This window comes from Bacillus cereus group sp. RP32, assembly GCF_040459735.1.
Classification (GTDB): Bacteria; Bacillota; Bacilli; order Bacillales; family Bacillaceae_G; genus Bacillus_A; species Bacillus_A wiedmannii.
Window position 1 is genome coordinate 1,463,884 of sequence record NZ_JARVHO010000001.1, and the last position, 17,469, is coordinate 1,481,352.

Sequence of the window (17,469 nt, forward strand, 5' to 3'; positions counted from 1 at the left end):
TGGTGAGAGAACAGGATACGAAAGGAAGAATTATATGGAGATAAAAGAAATCTCTGTTCCGCAACAAGGTGTTGTAGCGGACTATATGAACGGTGAAAAAGAGATACAGTCGTGTTTTGACTATATGTTAACAGAAGATGCTTTTAAACAGCGTGTACATGATTTGCGTGAGAGGGAGTTTTTCCGCCAAGATTTAGTAGCGCATTTATTAGAATATAATACAAAATTACAAGCGGGAGAAGCTACGATTCAAAATGTAAAAGCGCTTGGAGATGAAAATACATATGTTGTTATAGCTGGACAACAAGCTGGGTTATTAACTGGACCACTTTATACAATTCATAAAATTATTTCAGTTTTACAGCTTGCGAGGGAAAAGGAAGAAAGTTTAGGTGTTAAAGTCGTTCCTGTTTTCTGGATTGCTGGTGAAGACCATGATATGGATGAAATTAATCATACTTTTGTAACGAAGAATAAAAAAATAAAAAAGACTATTTTTCATGACCGTAATCCGAAAGTGGCGAGTGCTTCAGAGTCCGAGCTTTCTTTGGAAGACTGTAGAAAGTGGATTGAAGAAATTTTCAAAACATACCCTGAAACGAATTTTACAAAGGATGTACTGCAATTTATTGATGATTCTTTGGGGAAATCGAATACGTATGTAGATTTCTTTGCCCATCTTATTATGAAAATGTTCGTTAATTCTGGTTTAATTCTTGTTGATTCGCATCATCCTGAATTAAGAAAATTAGAAGTGCCGTTTTTTAAGCAAATTATAGGTAAGTATAAAGAAGTGCAAGAGGGGCTTCATAACCAACAGGAAATAATTAAAGAATTAGGATATAAACCGATTATTGAAACAAAGTATAATGCAGTACATATATTCATGGAAATTGATAATGAGCGAGTATTACTTGAAGACGATCAAGGGAAGTTTGTAGGGAAGGGTGGAGCGTATTCCTTTTCATATGAGGAATTGATGGAAGAGATGGAAAGAAGTCCGGAACGCTTTAGTAATAATGTTGTAACGCGCCCTCTTATGCAAGAGTATCTATTTCCTACGCTCGCGTTTATTGGAGGACCAGGGGAATTAGCTTACTGGAGTGAATTGCAACAAGTTTTCCATACGATTGGTTTCCAAATGCCGCCTGTCGTTCCGCGTATTACAATCACTTATGTAGAGAGGGATATAGCGACAGATTTATACGATTTGCAATTGCAAGACAGTGATCCTTTTTTAAATAACGTAGATAAGTTGCGTGAAAACTGGTTATCTAATCAAATAGAGGAACCGATAGATGATCGATTTGTAGAGGCGAAAAAAGAAATAATTGATATCCATACGTCATTACAACAGTTTGTGAAGAAAATAGATCCTGGATTAAGTGCGTTTGCAGGGAAAAATGAATTCAAAATTAATGAACAAATTGAACTGTTGGAAAGAATGTTGAAAAGAAATGTTGAGAAAAAACATGAAGTACAGCTAAATAAATTCCGTCGCATACAATTTGCACTTCGTCCATTAGGGGCGCCGCAAGAGCGTGTGTGGAATGTATGTTACTATTTAAATCAGTTTGGTTTGGATTTCGTTGATCGTGTAATGGAAAAACCGTTTTCTTGGGACGGAAAACATCATGTTATAAAACTATAGAATCTTGCTCTTAGGAGCAGGATTTTATTTTTGTCTTGTTGAATTTACTGTGAAGTGAAATTTTTCTGAATTATCAATTTTAAAAAAGTGAATATCGTAATTATGCAGGATACTTAAATATATGACAAAATAGCACAAAATGTAAACGTATTATCATCTTTTTCGACAGTTTTTTATTTAAATTCCCGCAAAAGATGATAAAATTTAGTATATAATAAAAGAAAATAGCGATTTGTATAGTATGCTGCCTTTGTAGGCAAGTTAAATGAGTCGTTCTTTCATAGTATTTCGTTCTCTAATCGTGAAATATGCGTTTGGAGGAGGAGATGCATTCAACATAATTAATTGGAAAAAGAGTAGGTGCAACAATGTTTAAACACGTAACAGTGCTTTTGAAGGAAACAGTAGACGGCTTAGATATAAAGCCAGGTGGTACATATGTAGATTGTACACTGGGGGGAGGAGGACATAGTTCTTATTTATTATCCCAATTAACTGAAGGTGGAAGATTAATCGCGTTTGATCAAGATGAGATAGCGATTCAAAATGCGAAAGAAAGATTCTCTTCATACGGTGAGCAGTTCATAACAGTAAAAAGTAATTTCCGTTATTTATCTGAAAAACTACAGGAATTAGGTATAACAGAAGTAGATGGTATTTTATTTGATTTAGGCGTTTCATCCCCACAATTAGATACACCAGAGCGTGGCTTTAGTTATCATCATGATGCACCGTTAGATATGCGGATGGATCAAGATGCCCCATTAACAGCATATGATGTTGTAAATAGCTGGTCATATGAGCAACTTGTAAGAATTTTCTTCCAGTATGGTGAGGAGAAATTTTCAAAACAAATAGTAAGGAAAATTGAAGCGTATCGTGAGAATAAAGCTATTGAAACGACAGGAGAATTAGTAGAACTAATTAAAGAGGGTATTCCAGCTCCTGCTCGTAGAACGGGTGGACACCCTGCGAAGCGAGTGTTCCAAGCAATCCGTATTGCGGTAAATGATGAATTGAAAGTATTTGAAGAAGCGTTGGAATCTGCAATTGAGATGGTCAAGCCGGGCGGAAGAGTTAGTGTTATAACATTCCATTCTTTAGAAGACCGTATTTGTAAAACGACGTTTAAACGAAATAGCACAACGCCACAATTGCCACCAGGATTACCGATTATTCCTGATGAATTTAAGCCAAAATTAAAGCTTATTACGAGAAAACCGATTTTACCTTCTGATATAGAGTTAGAAGAAAATAATCGAGCGCGTTCTGCGAAATTGAGAATCGCTGAAAAACGATAAAAAGGGGAGAGAGGTATGAGTAACTTAGCTGTAAAGTACAAACAACAAGCGCAAGAAGAGATACAGATTCAAACGCCCCCACAGCAGATGGTTCAGCCAAAAGCTAAAGCGAAGATTACAAGAATCGAAAAACTGTTGTATGTAGCATTTATTGGCTTTTTATTGTATGCCTGTGTAGCGTTTATTGGAAATAAAGCAGGCCTTTATCAAGTTAATGTAGAAGCAGCGACGATAGAACAAAAAATTGTACAGAAGCAAAAAGAAAATCAAGAGTTACAGGCTGAAGTAGAGAAGTTAAGTCGCTATGAACGAATCGCTGAAGTTGCAAAAAAACACGGGCTAGAAATTAATGCGAATAATGTGAAGGGCCTCAAATAAGGCAATAGGTGTGAAGGGAAAATGAAGAGAAATATGACTAAATTTCATACCAATAAGGGAGCAGGGTATTTTATGATTTTATTCCTCCTGCTCTTTTTGCTATTATTAGCCCGATTTTTTTACATACAAGCAACAGGAACAGTGCATAATCAAGATTTGGATAAACTCGCTCAGCAAAAACATAGTAAAGCAGGAGTTCTCGAAGCAAATCGAGGAACGATTTATGACCAAAATGGTCATGTATTAGCGCAAGATGCAAACTCTTATAAACTTGTAGCGGAATTAAAAGGTGCGAAGCCGGTTGAGAATAAAGAGGACACTGCAAAGAAAATTGCAGGAGTACTTGGAAAAGGCGAAGAGGATATTTTAGCTGCGTTAAATAAAGATAAAAGTCAAGTGGAATTCGGGAAATTAGGTAAGGGCTTGACGAAAGAACAGAAAGATCAAATAGAAGCATTAAAATTGCCAGGTATATCTTTTATTACTGAAAATGCCAGAGTATATCCAAACGGTGATTTCGCATCCTATGTCGTAGGTCATGCGAGACCTGATGATAAGGGGATTGCTATAGGACAATTTGGTTTAGAAAAGAGTTTGGATAAGTATTTAGGAGCTTCTAACGGAGAAGTAGCTTATACAGGCGATCGTAGAGGCGTATCTCTTGACGGCGGAAAAGTGAATGTAAAGGCACCTAAAAATGGAGATAATGTATATGTAACGCTTGACCAGCGTATTCAAAGTTATTTAGAAGACGCAATGAAAGAAGCGAGTAAACATTATGAACCAGAAAGCTTAATAGGGATTGTTGCGGATCCAAAAACAGGGAAAATATTAGGAATGTCTACTAAACCTAGTTATGATCCGAACCGAGAGGATATTAAATATTTTTATAATGACGCAATTGCAAATGCATTTGAACCTGGATCAACAATGAAAATTTTCACGCTAGCAGCAGCTATTAATGAAGGTGTGTACAAAGGACAAGATTATTATCAGTCTGGTACATATCAAGTCGGAAACCGAAAAATAAAAGATCATAACGGTGGCGCTGGATGGGGATCTATCACATTTGATGAAGGGGTAGAGCGCTCTTCCAACGTAGCGTTTGCAATTTTAGGGGATCAAAAACTTGGACCAGAACGATTCCGAAAGTATATTCATAGTTTTGGATTAGATGAAAAAACGAAGATTGATTTACCTGGTGAAGGTTCAAATACAATTATATTCGATCAGCAAATACAGCAAGTAACAACAGCTTTTGGACAAGGTTCTACTGTAACACCAATTCAGCTTGTGCAAGCTGCAACTGCTATTGCAAATGACGGAAAAATGATGAAGCCTTATACAGTTGATAAAATTGTAAATCCAATAACAGGGGAAGTAAAATTAGAACATAAGCCAGAAGAAATGGGAAAACCTGTTACAAAAGAAACAGCAGCGCAAGTAAGACAGTTATTAGAACGTGTTGTTACATCGCCGAAAGGAACAGGAACCGCTTATAAAGTCGATGGTTATTCAGTTGGTGGTAAAACAGGAACAGCCCAAATTCCGGATGGAAAAGGTGGCTATATGACAGGGAGAGAGAATTATATATTCTCGTTCTTAGGTATGGCACCTATGGATGATCCGCAACTTGTTGTATATGTAGCTGTTAAACAACCGAAATTGAAAGATGATGAGAGTGGCGCACAACCTTTAGCTGATATTTTTAAATATGTAACGAAGAATAGTTTAGAGTATTTAAAGATTAAGCCTAATGAAGTGAAAGATCCGAAGAAATATGTGAAAGAGCAGCAAACTGCTGTTCCAGATGTAACCGGAAAAACGATGGAAGAAGCGAAAAAAGCTATTGATAAAGCAAAACTTCGTCCAATCGTATTAGGTGAAGGGAAAGTACAGCAGCAAGTGCCAAAAGCAACTGAGCAAACATTAAAAGGTGACCGAGTCTTCTTAGTAGGAGATAAACCTACAATGCCAAATATACAAGGCTGGGCACTGCGTGATGTTATGAATTTAGCGAAAACATTAAAGCTTAACCTAAAACCTACTGGTACCGGATATGTAACTGAACAAAGTGTGGCAGAAGGAACATTGTTACAACCTGGTACAGAGTTAGGTGTAACACTTGTACCGCCACTTGAACCACAACAAGAAGCAGAAGAACAGTAATGGTAAAAGAGAAGAAGTTCTAATTAAATAAGTACAAGCATATATTGGAACAAGCTAGGCGTAAGGGAGGCTTGTTCCAATATGCGTGTATCAAATGTAACGGTTAGAAAACGACTTATTTTTATACTCATATCAGGTATACTTATTTTCACTATCATCGATATTCGTCTTGGATATGTGCAATTTTTTCTTGGCAATATGTTAACGGATCGTGCGAAGGATTCATGGAGTCGAAATATTACTTTTGAACCTGAACGTGGGAAGATTTTAGACCGGAATGGTGTGGAACTTGCTACGAATAAAAGTGCCCCAACTGTCTTTGTTGTACCGAGGCAAATTGAAAAACCAGCAGAGACTGCAGAGAAGTTAGCTGCAGTATTAGGTGTGGAAAAAGATGAGATTTATAAGAGAATTACAAAAAAAGAATCAATTGTAAGGTTAGATAAAGGCGGAAGGAAAATATCACATGATAAAGCGAAAGAGGTACGAGGATTAAGTTTGAAAGGTGTTTATATCGCAGAGGACTCTATCCGGTACTATCCATTTGGCAACTTTTTATCACACGTATTAGGGTTTGCAGGTAGTGATAACCAAGGTCTTATGGGACTGGAAAAATATTATGATAAAGAGCTAAATGGTGATGAAGGTCATGTGCGTTTTTTTGCAGATGCAAAAGGACAAAGGATGCCTAATGTTGGCGATGATTTCAAAAAACCAGAAGCTGGTTTGAATTTAGGTTTAACAATTGATGCACGTATTAATAGAATTATGGAAAGAGAAATGAATATTGCAGAGTCGACATATAATCCAGATGGTATGATTGCGATTGCAATGAATCCGAAAAATGGTGAAATTTTAGGTATGTCGAGTCGGCCGAGTTTTGATCCAGCAGATTTTCAAAGTGTTTCTCCAGAAGTGTATAATAGAAATTTACCAGTATGGAGTACGTATGAGCCTGGTTCAACATTTAAGATCATTACGTTAGCAGCAGCCTTGAATGAAAATTTAGTAGACTTAGAGAAAGATACGTTTTATGATGATGGAGCAGCTGAAGTGGGTGGAGCTAGATTGAAATGCTGGAAAGCGGGAGGCCATGGTAGCCAAACGTTTTTAGAAGTAGTTCAAAACTCATGTAACCCAGGATTTATTGAACTTGGTGATCGTCTTGGTAAAGACCGATTGTTTAAATACATTCGTAATTTTGGCTTTGGACAGAAAACCGGAATTGATTTGCAAGGTGAAGGTAGTGGGATTTTATTTAATTTAGATAAAGTCGGTCCAGTCGAGCAAGCAACTACTTCATTTGGTCAAGGAGTTTCTGTAACACCAATTCAACAAGTAGCAGCAGTAGCAGCGGCTGTAAATGGTGGGACATTGTATCAACCGTATATAGCTAAGGAATTTATTGATCCGAAAAATAATCAAATTGTAAGTAAAAAGACACCTGTGGAAAAAAGAAAAGTTATTTCCAAGGAAACTTCAGAAAAAGTTCGGTATGCATTAGAGAATGTTGTAGCAAAGGGATCTGGTAAAGGTGCTTTCATTGATGGGTATCGTGTAGGTGGAAAAACAGGTACGGCTCAAAAGGTGAAAGATGGTAAATATTTAGAGAATAATTATATAGTATCTTTTATCGGTTTTGCTCCAGCGGATGATCCGGAAATTGTTGTCTATGTTGCTGTTGATAATCCGAAAGGTGTAACGCAATTTGGTGGAGTAGTAGCAGCTCCAATTGTTGGGAATATTCTTCGGGATGCACTTCCTGTTATGGGAGTGAAACCGAGAAAAGAACAAGTTGAGAGAGAATATAAATGGGGCGATACACCAACTGTGGAAGTTCCGAATTTAATTGGTATGAAAAAGAAAGACTTACAGACACAACTCGTCGACTTGAAGCTTGATATAAGTGGAGACGGAGAGAAAGTAATTAAACAATCCCCAGAAGCAGGAGCTAAAGTGAAAGAAGGCTCAAAAATTAGAATTTACTTCGGGAATTAAAGGTAACCTAGTACGTTTTATGGTACAATTGGTGGAAGTGAGTTCTTTATAGAAGAGTTACTTAATTTGAGGCTGTAAGAGCCCCAATTATAAATAAGTCTATTTATTAGACACAGTAGCACTTACCTCCTATTTTACATATTTAGGAGGTAACGTGTTGCTTATTAAAAAAGAGATAAATACACAATGTAGAGAGGGTTTAGTGAAATGAAGTTGCATACACTTTTATCATGTTTGCATGATTTTCCAGTTGTTCCAAAAGAAAATCCAGAAATCACATCTATAGAAGCTGATTCACGTAAAGTGAAAGAGGGAAGCTTATTTGTATGTATGAAAGGATATACGGTTGATAGCCATGATTTTGCTAAGCAAGCAGCGGCACAAGGAGCGGCTGCTATTGTTGCGGAAAGACCAATTGATGTTGACGTTCCAGTTGTACTTGTGAAAAACACTTTTCGTTCGTTAGCGGTTTTAGCTGATTATTTTTATGGTCAACCAACACACAAGTTACATTTAATCGGAATTACAGGTACAAATGGAAAGACAACAACATCGCATATTATGGATGAGATTATGCGCGCACATGGTCATAAAACAGGGCTGATTGGAACGATTAATATGAAAATCGGTGATGAAACATTTGAGGTGAAAAATACAACACCAGATGCACTAACACTTCAACAGACATTTTTAAAAATGGTTGAGCACGGTGTAGATAGTACAGTAATGGAAGTTTCGTCACATGCTTTAGATCTTGGTCGTGTACACGGATGTGATTACGATGTAGCAGTGTTTACAAATTTAACACAAGATCATTTAGACTATCATAAAACGATGGAAGAATATAAACATGCAAAAGGGTTGCTATTTGCACAACTTGGCAATAGTTATAACCATGATCGTGAAAAGTACGCGGTACTGAATAACGATGATGCTGTAACTGCGGAATATATGAGAAGTACTGCGGCAACTGTTGTAACGTATGGAATTGATACAACAAGTGATATTATGGCGAAAGATATCGTTATGACGAGTGCTGGAACTACATTTACGCTTGTAACACCGTATGAAAGTGTAAATGTTACGATGAAATTGATTGGGAAATTTAATGTATATAACGTACTAGCGGCAACAGCGGCAGGACTTGTTTCTGGTGTAAGTTTAGAAACGGTTATTGATGTAATAAAGCAACTAGCTGGAGTTCCAGGACGTTTTGAAGTAGTTGATGGTGGACAAAATTATACAGTTATTGTTGATTATGCACATACACCAGATAGCTTAGAGAATGTATTAAAAACAGCAAAACAGTTTGCAAAAGGCGATGTATATTGCATCGTCGGTTGTGGTGGAGATAGAGATCGAACAAAGAGACCAATCATGGCAAGTGTTGCAACAAAATATGCAACTCATGCAATTTACACTTCAGATAATCCAAGAAGTGAAGAGCCAGGAGCTATTTTAGATGATATGGTGCAGGGTGCAAATGGGAATAATTATGAAGTAATTATTGATAGAAAAGAAGCGATATACCATGCAATTGCTAACGCGAAAGCTGAAGATATCATCATTATTGCTGGTAAGGGTCATGAAACGTATCAAATTATTGGTAAAGACGTTCATCATTTTGACGATCGTGAAGTCGCTAAAGAAGCAATTACAGAGCGTTTAAACAACGAAGAGTAACAACGTGAGAGGAGGACTACATGTGCTTGAGCAAGGTTTATTAGTAACGGCTGGGGTAGCATTCTTAATTTCTGTTGCCCTTTCGCCATTGTTTATTCCATTTTTAAGGAAATTAAAGTTCGGACAGAGTATTCGTGATGAGGGACCAAAGTCACATCAAAAAAAATCAGGGACACCTACAATGGGTGGTATTGTCATATATGTATCTATGATGGTAACTTCACTTATTATGGCGATTAAGTTTAATCATTTAGGTGCAGAGGTTTCGTTATTATTATTAGTGACATTTGGCTACGGATTAATTGGATTTTTAGATGACTACATAAAGGTAGTTAAGAAGAGAAATCTTGGTTTAACATCAAAACAAAAATTAGTAGGTCAGCTTGTTATTGCTATTGCGTTCTTTTTAATTGGAAAAGGGCAAGCGTTCCATACATACATCATGATTCCGGGAACAGATGTTAAGTTTGAACTAGGTTGGGCGTATTTTGTACTTGTATTATTTATGCTTATTGGTGGATCAAATGCAGTTAACTTAACTGACGGTTTAGATGGTTTATTATCAGGAACAGCTGCTATTGCATTTGGAGCTTTTAGTATTATTGCAGTAGCGCAAGAGCAATTTGGAGTAGCGATATTCTGTATGGCAGTTGTAGGAGCTGTACTTGGATTTTTAGTATTCAATGCAAATCCAGCGAAAGTGTTTATGGGAGATACAGGTTCCTTAGCTTTAGGTGGAGCCATTGCAGCTGTAGCGATTTTATTAAAACAAGAATTACTACTTGTAATCATTGGTGGAGTATTCGTAATGGAAACTTTATCTGTTATTATTCAGGTCATTTCTTTTAAAACAACAGGAAAACGTGTCTTTAAAATGAGTCCATTACACCATCATTATGAATTATGTGGTTGGTCAGAGTGGCGTGTTGTTGTGACATTTTGGTCTGTAGGATTTTTATTAGCTGTGTTAGGAATTTATATCGGGGTGTGGATGTAATTGAAAACTGTAACTGAATTTCAAAATAAAAATATTCTTGTATTAGGCATTGCAAAAAGTGGTTATGCAGCAGCTACGTTGTTACAAAAATTAGGGGCAAATGTTATCGTAAATGACGGAAAGCCTTTAGCAGGTAATGTACTTGCTGCAGAATTACAAGCAAAAGGAATGGACGTTGTATGCGGTGGTCATCCTTTAGAATTGTTAGAGAGAAATATTTCTCTTGTAGTAAAAAATCCAGGAATCCCGTATTCTAATCCAATATTAGTTGCTGCGAAAGAAAAGCAAATTCCAATTGTTACGGAAGTTGAATTAGCATATCGTATTTCAGAAGCGCCATTTGTTGGGATTACGGGGTCTAACGGTAAAACGACGACGACAATGCTTGCATTTGAAATGCTAAAAGAAGGACAAAAGCATCCTATAATTGCAGGGAACATAGGAACTGTAGCGTGTGAAGTAGCACAGGATGCAAAAGAAAATGAAGTTGTAGTTACAGAGCTTTCATCGTTCCAACTGATGGGAGTAGAATTGTTCCAACCTAAAATTGCTGCGTTTTTAAATTTATTTGAGGCCCACTTAGATTATCACGGGACGAAGAAGGAATATGGTTTAGCAAAAGCAAATATTTTTAAAAACCAAACAGAAAATGATTATAGTGTAATAAATGCAGATGATGCAGATGTGATGGCTTTATCTGCTTATAGTAAAGGGGAAAAAGTACTATTCTCGACAAAGAAAGAAATTGAAGATGGTGCGTGTATAAAAGAGAATGCTCTTTGTTTTAAAGGTGAAAAAGTTGTTGAAGTAGGCGATATCGTTTTACCTGGTCAACATAATTTAGAAAATATTTTAGCAGCGATGAGTATCGCAAAATTATTGGGTGTTTCTAATGAAGCGATTACGGTGGTATTAAAACGTTTTACAGGTGTAAAACATCGTTTAGAATATGTAACAACTATTAACAATCGTAAGGTTTATAATGACTCAAAAGCAACGAATATGTTAGCGACTGAGAAAGCTTTATCTGCGTTTACACAACCGATTGTGTTATTAGCAGGTGGGCTTGATCGTGGAAATGAATTCGATGATTTAATTCCATATTTCAAAAATGTAAAAGCAATTGTAACATTTGGACAAACAGCTCCAAAACTAGTAAGAGCTGCAGAAAAAGCGGGATTAGATACAATTGAAAGTGTCGATACTTTAGATGAAGCGGTAGTGAAAGCTTATGCTCATTCTACAGATGGCGATGTAATTCTTCTTTCTCCAGCATGTGCAAGCTGGGATCAATTTAAAACATTTGAAGAAAGAGGAGACATTTTTATACAAGCTGTGCATAAACTTATATAAAGTAAATCAAAACATCAGTAGGCTAACACCTACTGATGTTTTGTTACATAGGGCAAAAGTTTCTGCCTAAAGAGGTGGTGTTTATGGGTAATGAAGAAAACGCCTGATTTTATTCTCATCATCGTTACACTTGCGTTGTTAACAATCGGAATGGTTATGGTGTATAGTGCGAGTGCGGTTTGGGCCTCTTATAAAATGGGGGACTCATTCTTTTTTGCAAAAAGGCAATTGCTATTTGCAAGTATTGGTGTAGTGGCTATGTTTTTAATTATGAAAATTGATTATTGGGTGTGGCGTACGTATTCAAAAGTAATTTTGCTAGTTTGCTTCATTCTTCTTATTCTTGTTCTTATTCCTGGGGTAGGACTTGTTCGAGGAGGAGCGCGAAGTTGGATTGGAATCGGGGCATTTTCCATTCAACCGTCAGAATTTATGAAGTTTGCGATGATTATTTTCTTAGCAAAATTTTTAGCGGAACGACAAAAATTAATTACCTCTTTTAAACGTGGTTTACTACCAGCTCTTAGTTTTGTATTTCTTGCTTTTGGGATGATTATGTTACAGCCAGATCTTGGCACAGGAACCGTAATGGTTGGGACATGTATTATTATGATATTTATCTCGGGGGCAAGGGTCTTTCACTTTGCAATGTTTGGTTTGCTTGGTGTAGCAGGATTTGTAGGGCTAATTGCATCAGCACCGTATCGAATGAAACGTATTACATCATATTTAGATCCGTGGTCAGATCCGCTTGGAAGTGGATTTCAAATTATTCAATCGTTACTCGCAATTGGACCTGGTGGATTATTCGGGCTTGGACTTGGACAAAGTAGACAAAAGTTTCTTTATTTACCTGAACCGCAAACAGACTTTATATTTGCGATCTTATCCGAGGAATTAGGTTTTATTGGTGGTTCATTTGTGTTATTATTATTTAGTCTATTATTATGGCGTGGGATTCGTATAGCTTTAGGAGCGCCAGATTTATATGGTACGTTTTTAGCAGTAGGTATTGTGGCGATGATTGCGATTCAAGTAATGATTAATGTTGGTGTTGTAACAGGATTGATGCCTGTAACAGGTATTACTTTGCCGTTTTTAAGTTATGGTGGATCAAGTTTGACATTGATGTTAATGGCAGTAGGTGTATTATTAAATATAAGTCGCCATTCTCGCTACTAAACCCTGTTTTATAAGACAGGGTTTTTCGTATGTGCGCGAAGAAACATGATGTATATAGAAATAAATACGACTGAAATAAGAAAAGAGAAGCGGAGGAGTTAGTAGTGCGTGTATTAGTAAGTGGTGGGGGCACTGGAGGTCATATTTATCCGGCTCTTGCTCTAATAAGAGAAATAAAAAAATTAAATCCGGAAGCAAGGTTTTTATATATTGGTACGGAGAGTGGATTAGAGAGCACAATCGTTCCAAAAGCAGGCATACCGTTTCAATCTATTGTTATAAGTGGATTTAAGCGTAAAATATCGTTAGATAACGTGAAAACGGTGATGCGTTTCCTAAAGGGTGTACAAGATAGTAAACGATATATTCGTCGTTTTAATCCAGATATTGTGATTGGAACGGGTGGATATGTATGTGGACCAGTTGTATATGCTGCAGCAAAATTAGGTATTCCAACCATTGTACATGAACAAAATAGTGTACCTGGTGTAACGAATAAATTTTTAAGCCGCTATGTTGATAAAGTTGCGGTTTGTTTTGAAGCGGCTGCAGAACATTTTCCACAGTCAAAAGTGGTGATGACAGGAAATCCAAGAGCATCAGAAGTAATGGATCAGAATGGAATGAAAGGAAAACGTTCAGTAGGTTTATCTCTTCCTAAAAAATCGGTACTTATTTTTGGTGGAAGTCGTGGGGCTAGACCGATTAACGATGCTTTCGTAGAGGCAATTGAACAGTTTGGAAATAAAAGTTACGAAATATTGTATGTAACAGGTGAAGTTCATTATGACAAAGTGATGGAAGCAGTGAAGCAAAAAGGGAATCCGAATAATGTTATTATTAAACCTTTCATTCATAATATGCCAGAGGTACTTACAGGTGTAGATCTTGTTGTTTCAAGAGCTGGGGCAACAACACTTGCAGAATTAACCGCGTTAGGTAAGCCAAGTGTGTTAATACCGAGTCCTTACGTAACAAATAACCATCAGGAAAAGAATGCACGTTCCGTTGTCGATAAAGGAGCAGCAAAAATGTTGCTTGAAAAAGATTTAACAGCAGAAACGCTTATTCGTGATATTGATGAGATTTTATTAGATGCACAAACATTACAAAATATGAAGCTGGCTGCGGGGCAATTAGGTATTCCAGATGCAGCAAATAAGCTGTATGAAGTAATGAATAAGCTTGTAAAAAAATAACGTTAGGTGAACGCCCTGCATACTACTGTAATAAGGATACTTAGTATGGGGGAGATTGTTTATGGAGCAATTAGTAAATGAGCTTATAGAAGCAAATGTTGGTCGCGTGTTAGTGAATGAAGCGTTAGCGCGTTATACCACTATGAAAATAGGTGGACCAGCTGATATTTTAATTGTGCCAAAGCATGTTGCCAGTATTGAAAAAACGTTGCAGTTAGTAAAAAAATATAAAACAAAGTGGACTGTAATTGGTCGAGGTTCGAACCTTCTTGTATCTGATCTAGGTATAGAAGGTGTCGTTATTCGTTTAGGAGAAGGATTAGACCACTTAGAAGTCGAAAAACATAGAGTAAGAGTTGGTGGTGGGTATCCCCTTATTAAATTATCAACTTTACTTAGTCGTCAAGGGTTATCCGGCCTGGAATTTGCCAGTGGTATTCCAGGAAGTGTTGGTGGTGCAGTGTATATGAATGCAGGAGCACATAAATCGGATATATCAAACATATTATCAAAAGCTCTTATTTTGTTTGAAAACGGAACAATTGATTGGTTAACACATGAAGAAATGGAGTTTTCCTATCGTACTTCTGTATTGCAAACGAAACGTCCTGGTATTGTTTTGGAAGCTGAGTTTCAATTGCAGGTAGGGGAGCGTGAGGGAATCGTAAGCGTCATGCAAAAGAATAAAGACTACCGTCGTGAAACACAGCCGTGGAATCATCCTTGTGCAGGAAGCATATTTCGGAATCCAATCCCATACTTTGCAGGAGACTTAATAGAAAAGGCGGGGCTTCGTGGTTATCAAATAGGCGGAGCTCAAATTTCTGAAATGCATGGGAATTTTATTATTAACACTGGGGGAGCCAGTGCGCAAGATGTCTTATCTTTAATTGCATTAATAAAACAAACAATCGAGGATAAATTTGGCGTAGAAATGCATACAGAAGTAGAAATCATTGGAAGATAACGGTTATTCGTTCCGCTCATTATCATTTATGTTATAATAAGAAGATAAGAACGGCATGAGGAACATGCCGTTTTTTATGTTACGTAGGGGGATCGTACATGAAAAATAGTAAAGTGATTAAACTACAGGATCGTGTACCAAAGTTAAAAAATCAACAGAAGAAAAACAAGAAAAATGTTAATCATCGGTTGATTTTATACATATCAATTTTATTTTTATTAGTGCTCTTTTTAATTTATTTTCGGTCTCCGCTAAGCAATATCAAAAAGATAAGTGTGTTTGGAAATCATTATATGACAGATGAACAAGTGATGAAGGAATCAGGTGTGACGTATGATACAAGTTATTTCCGAGTGACAGCACATAAAGCAGAAGAAAACCTAACGAAACGAAAAGAAATTAAAGCAGTAAATGTAAAAAAACGTTTTCCAAATAAAATTGATGTTCATATTGAAGAATATTTAACGATTGGTTATATAAACAAAGATGGGAAATTACAACCGTTACTTGAGAACGGGAAAACACTTGATGTACTTCCGAATGGAAAACTTCCTGTTGCAGCACCAATTTTTGAACCTTTTAAAGAGGAAAAAATGAAGGAGTTAATTGCTGAGCTTGAAAAATTAACACCAACTATTTTAAGGTCTATTTCTGAAATTCGTTATTCACCGACGAATGCGAATGAAGATCATCTTACTTTATATATGAACGAAGGGTACGAAGTGAGCACTACGATTCAAAATTTCGCAAAGCGTATGGAAGCTTATCCACTTATCTTAAAAACAATTGAGCCGGGTAAAAAGGTATTAATTGATTTAGAAGTAGGGGCATATACGAAAGAATTAGGAGCGGAAGAAAAAAAAGAATAGAACGATAGTTTTTACTACGTTCCTGTAGAAAAAACGAAACGAACGTTCTATTGAATGCATCTGAATTTACAAGAATGGTTCATTTGATGAAAAAGATGTAAAAATTCTTAGATTCATACTAGGATTGGTACAAGTTTCACTTTTCTATGAGTACATCTTAGTGTAGACTTATACTTGGCGGTAATCTTTACACTTGAAATAGAATTATTTCAAGATAAGCAGTTATTCACAGTTTACTGCGATATTCTTAAATGAATATTAAATAAAAATAAGAAAAATATAGGGTTAAAAAAGGGAAACGTATAAAGACGTTGAATATTTTTCTTATAAATAGTAAAGTTGCGATTGTTGTTCCATATATTGAGTTGTATGGTATAAATAAAGAAGGAGGTGCCAAAGAATGAACAGCAATGAAATATATGTTAGTCTTGACATCGGTACATCCAATGTTAAAGTCATCATTGGTGAAATGGTTAATGACAGCTTAAACATTATTGGTGTTGGAAATGTAAAATCAAATGGTTTAAAGAAGGGATCGATAGTTGATATAGACGAGACTGTTCGATCAATTAAAAAAGCAATTGAACAAGCTGAGCGCATGGTGGGAATCCACATTGAGCAAGTTGTAGTAGGTGTCAATGCAAACCAGGTACAGCTACTTCCTTGTCACGGAGTAGTCGCTGTTTCAAATGAAGATCGTGAAATCGGGAATGAAGATGTCTTACGCGTTCTAGATGCAGCACAAGTTGTGTCAATTGCTCCAGAGCGTGAGTTTATTGATGTGGTACCTCGACAGTTCATCGTAGACGGTCTTGACGAGATTAACGATCCACGCGGGATGATCGGTGTAAGATTAGAAATGGAAGGTACACTTATAACAGGCTCGAGAACTTTACTACATAACCTACTTCGTTGTGTAGAAAAAGCAGGTCTTGAAATAGTTGATATTTGTCTTCAACCTTTAGCGGCTGCAACAGTTGCTATATCTTCAGATGAAAAAAATAGAGGAGTAGCCCTTGTTGATATGGGGGGAGGATCTACAACTTTATCTATTTTTAAAGATGGAGAGTTACAAGCGACGAGCGTATTACCGTTAGGTGGAGACCATATAACGAAGGATATTGCGATTGGGTTGAAAACTTCAACAGACAATGCAGATCAAATAAAGTTGAAATATGGACATGCTTTTTATGATACAGCATCTGAAGAAGAGATGTTTACGGTTCCTATTATGGGAAGCGATCAAACAGAACAATATTCTCAGTTGGAATTATCGGATATAATAGAGGCTCGTGTAGAGGAAATTTTAATGTTTGTTCAAGATGAAGTGCGTAAGTTAGGAGTAAAGCAAGTAGCTTCTGGCTATGTACTAACTGGTGGAATTGCTTCTATGCCGGGTGTTCTTGATCTTGCATATGATATTTTACATGAAAATGTTCGTATAGCGACTCCTGATTATATTGGTGTGCGTGAGCCCCAATATACAAGTGGAGTAGGATTAATTAAACATTCTTATCAAAAAGCTAAATTACGTGGAAAAAATGTGCAGGAAAAGCAAGAACATTTTGAACCAGTACCAGCACCAGCACCAATGCCGGTACAACAGCAACCTGCGAAACAAAAAACTCGTAATCAAAACAATAATAATCAAAATGATGAACGTATGATGTCAAAAGTAAAACGTGTATTCCGTTATTTATGGGATTAAAATTGGACACGAAA

General features: G+C 36.6%; 13 protein-coding genes. All 13 read left to right on the forward strand.

What is annotated here, in order from left to right:
* Positions 1-34: 34 nt before the first annotated feature.
* A complete protein-coding gene (gene bshC / locus QCI46_RS07770) occupies positions 35-1,651 on the forward strand; it encodes a bacillithiol biosynthesis cysteine-adding enzyme BshC (protein ID WP_353839882.1) in 1,617 nt (538 codons plus the stop codon).
* Positions 1,652-2,019: 368 nt separating this feature from the next.
* Positions 2,020-2,952: a 16S rRNA (cytosine(1402)-N(4))-methyltransferase RsmH gene (gene rsmH / locus QCI46_RS07775; protein ID WP_000472512.1), complete on the forward strand. Its 933-nt coding sequence runs from the start codon at positions 2,020-2,022 to the stop codon at positions 2,950-2,952.
* A gap of 15 nt (positions 2,953-2,967) precedes the next feature.
* On the forward strand, positions 2,968-3,330 hold the full coding sequence (gene ftsL, locus QCI46_RS07780; RefSeq protein WP_000067078.1) for a cell division protein FtsL: 363 nt from the start codon (positions 2,968-2,970) through the stop codon (positions 3,328-3,330).
* Positions 3,331-3,351: 21 nt separating this feature from the next.
* Positions 3,352-5,499, forward strand: a complete 2,148-nt coding sequence (locus QCI46_RS07785) for a penicillin-binding protein (RefSeq protein WP_483299013.1) — start codon at positions 3,352-3,354, stop codon at positions 5,497-5,499.
* An 81-nt stretch (positions 5,500-5,580) separates the two neighbouring features.
* Positions 5,581-7,497, forward strand: coding sequence for a stage V sporulation protein D (locus tag QCI46_RS07790; RefSeq protein WP_088064309.1), 1,917 nt, complete (start codon positions 5,581-5,583; stop codon positions 7,495-7,497).
* Between the two features lie 207 nt (positions 7,498-7,704).
* Complete coding sequence (gene murE / locus QCI46_RS07795) at positions 7,705-9,180, forward strand: UDP-N-acetylmuramoyl-L-alanyl-D-glutamate--2,6-diaminopimelate ligase (RefSeq protein ID WP_048546093.1); 1,476 nt, start codon at positions 7,705-7,707, stop codon at positions 9,178-9,180.
* Positions 9,181-9,202: 22 nt separating this feature from the next.
* Positions 9,203-10,177 (forward strand): phospho-N-acetylmuramoyl-pentapeptide-transferase, encoded by a 975-nt coding sequence (gene mraY, locus QCI46_RS07800; RefSeq protein ID WP_000893058.1) that lies wholly within the window; start codon positions 9,203-9,205, stop codon positions 10,175-10,177.
* Positions 10,178-11,530: a UDP-N-acetylmuramoyl-L-alanine--D-glutamate ligase gene (murD, locus tag QCI46_RS07805; RefSeq protein ID WP_353839883.1), complete on the forward strand. Its 1,353-nt coding sequence runs from the start codon at positions 10,178-10,180 to the stop codon at positions 11,528-11,530.
* A gap of 90 nt (positions 11,531-11,620) precedes the next feature.
* Entirely contained in the window at positions 11,621-12,712 is a 1,092-nt protein-coding gene (gene spoVE / locus QCI46_RS07810; RefSeq protein ID WP_000753516.1) for a stage V sporulation protein E, read from the forward strand.
* 104 nt (positions 12,713-12,816) lie between these two features.
* Positions 12,817-13,911, forward strand: a complete 1,095-nt coding sequence (murG, locus tag QCI46_RS07815) for an undecaprenyldiphospho-muramoylpentapeptide beta-N-acetylglucosaminyltransferase (RefSeq protein WP_001265424.1) — start codon at positions 12,817-12,819, stop codon at positions 13,909-13,911.
* A gap of 61 nt (positions 13,912-13,972) precedes the next feature.
* Positions 13,973-14,878: a UDP-N-acetylmuramate dehydrogenase gene (gene murB, locus QCI46_RS07820; protein ID WP_048546089.1), complete on the forward strand. Its 906-nt coding sequence runs from the start codon at positions 13,973-13,975 to the stop codon at positions 14,876-14,878.
* Between the two features lie 98 nt (positions 14,879-14,976).
* Positions 14,977-15,747, forward strand: coding sequence for a cell division protein DivIB (gene divIB, locus QCI46_RS07825; RefSeq protein WP_000798232.1), 771 nt, complete (start codon positions 14,977-14,979; stop codon positions 15,745-15,747).
* Positions 15,748-16,147: 400 nt separating this feature from the next.
* The gene (ftsA, locus tag QCI46_RS07830; protein ID WP_353839884.1) at positions 16,148-17,455 is read left to right on the forward strand and encodes a cell division protein FtsA; all 1,308 of its coding nucleotides are present in this window, start codon (positions 16,148-16,150) and stop codon (positions 17,453-17,455) included.
* Positions 17,456-17,469 lie beyond the last annotated feature (14 nt).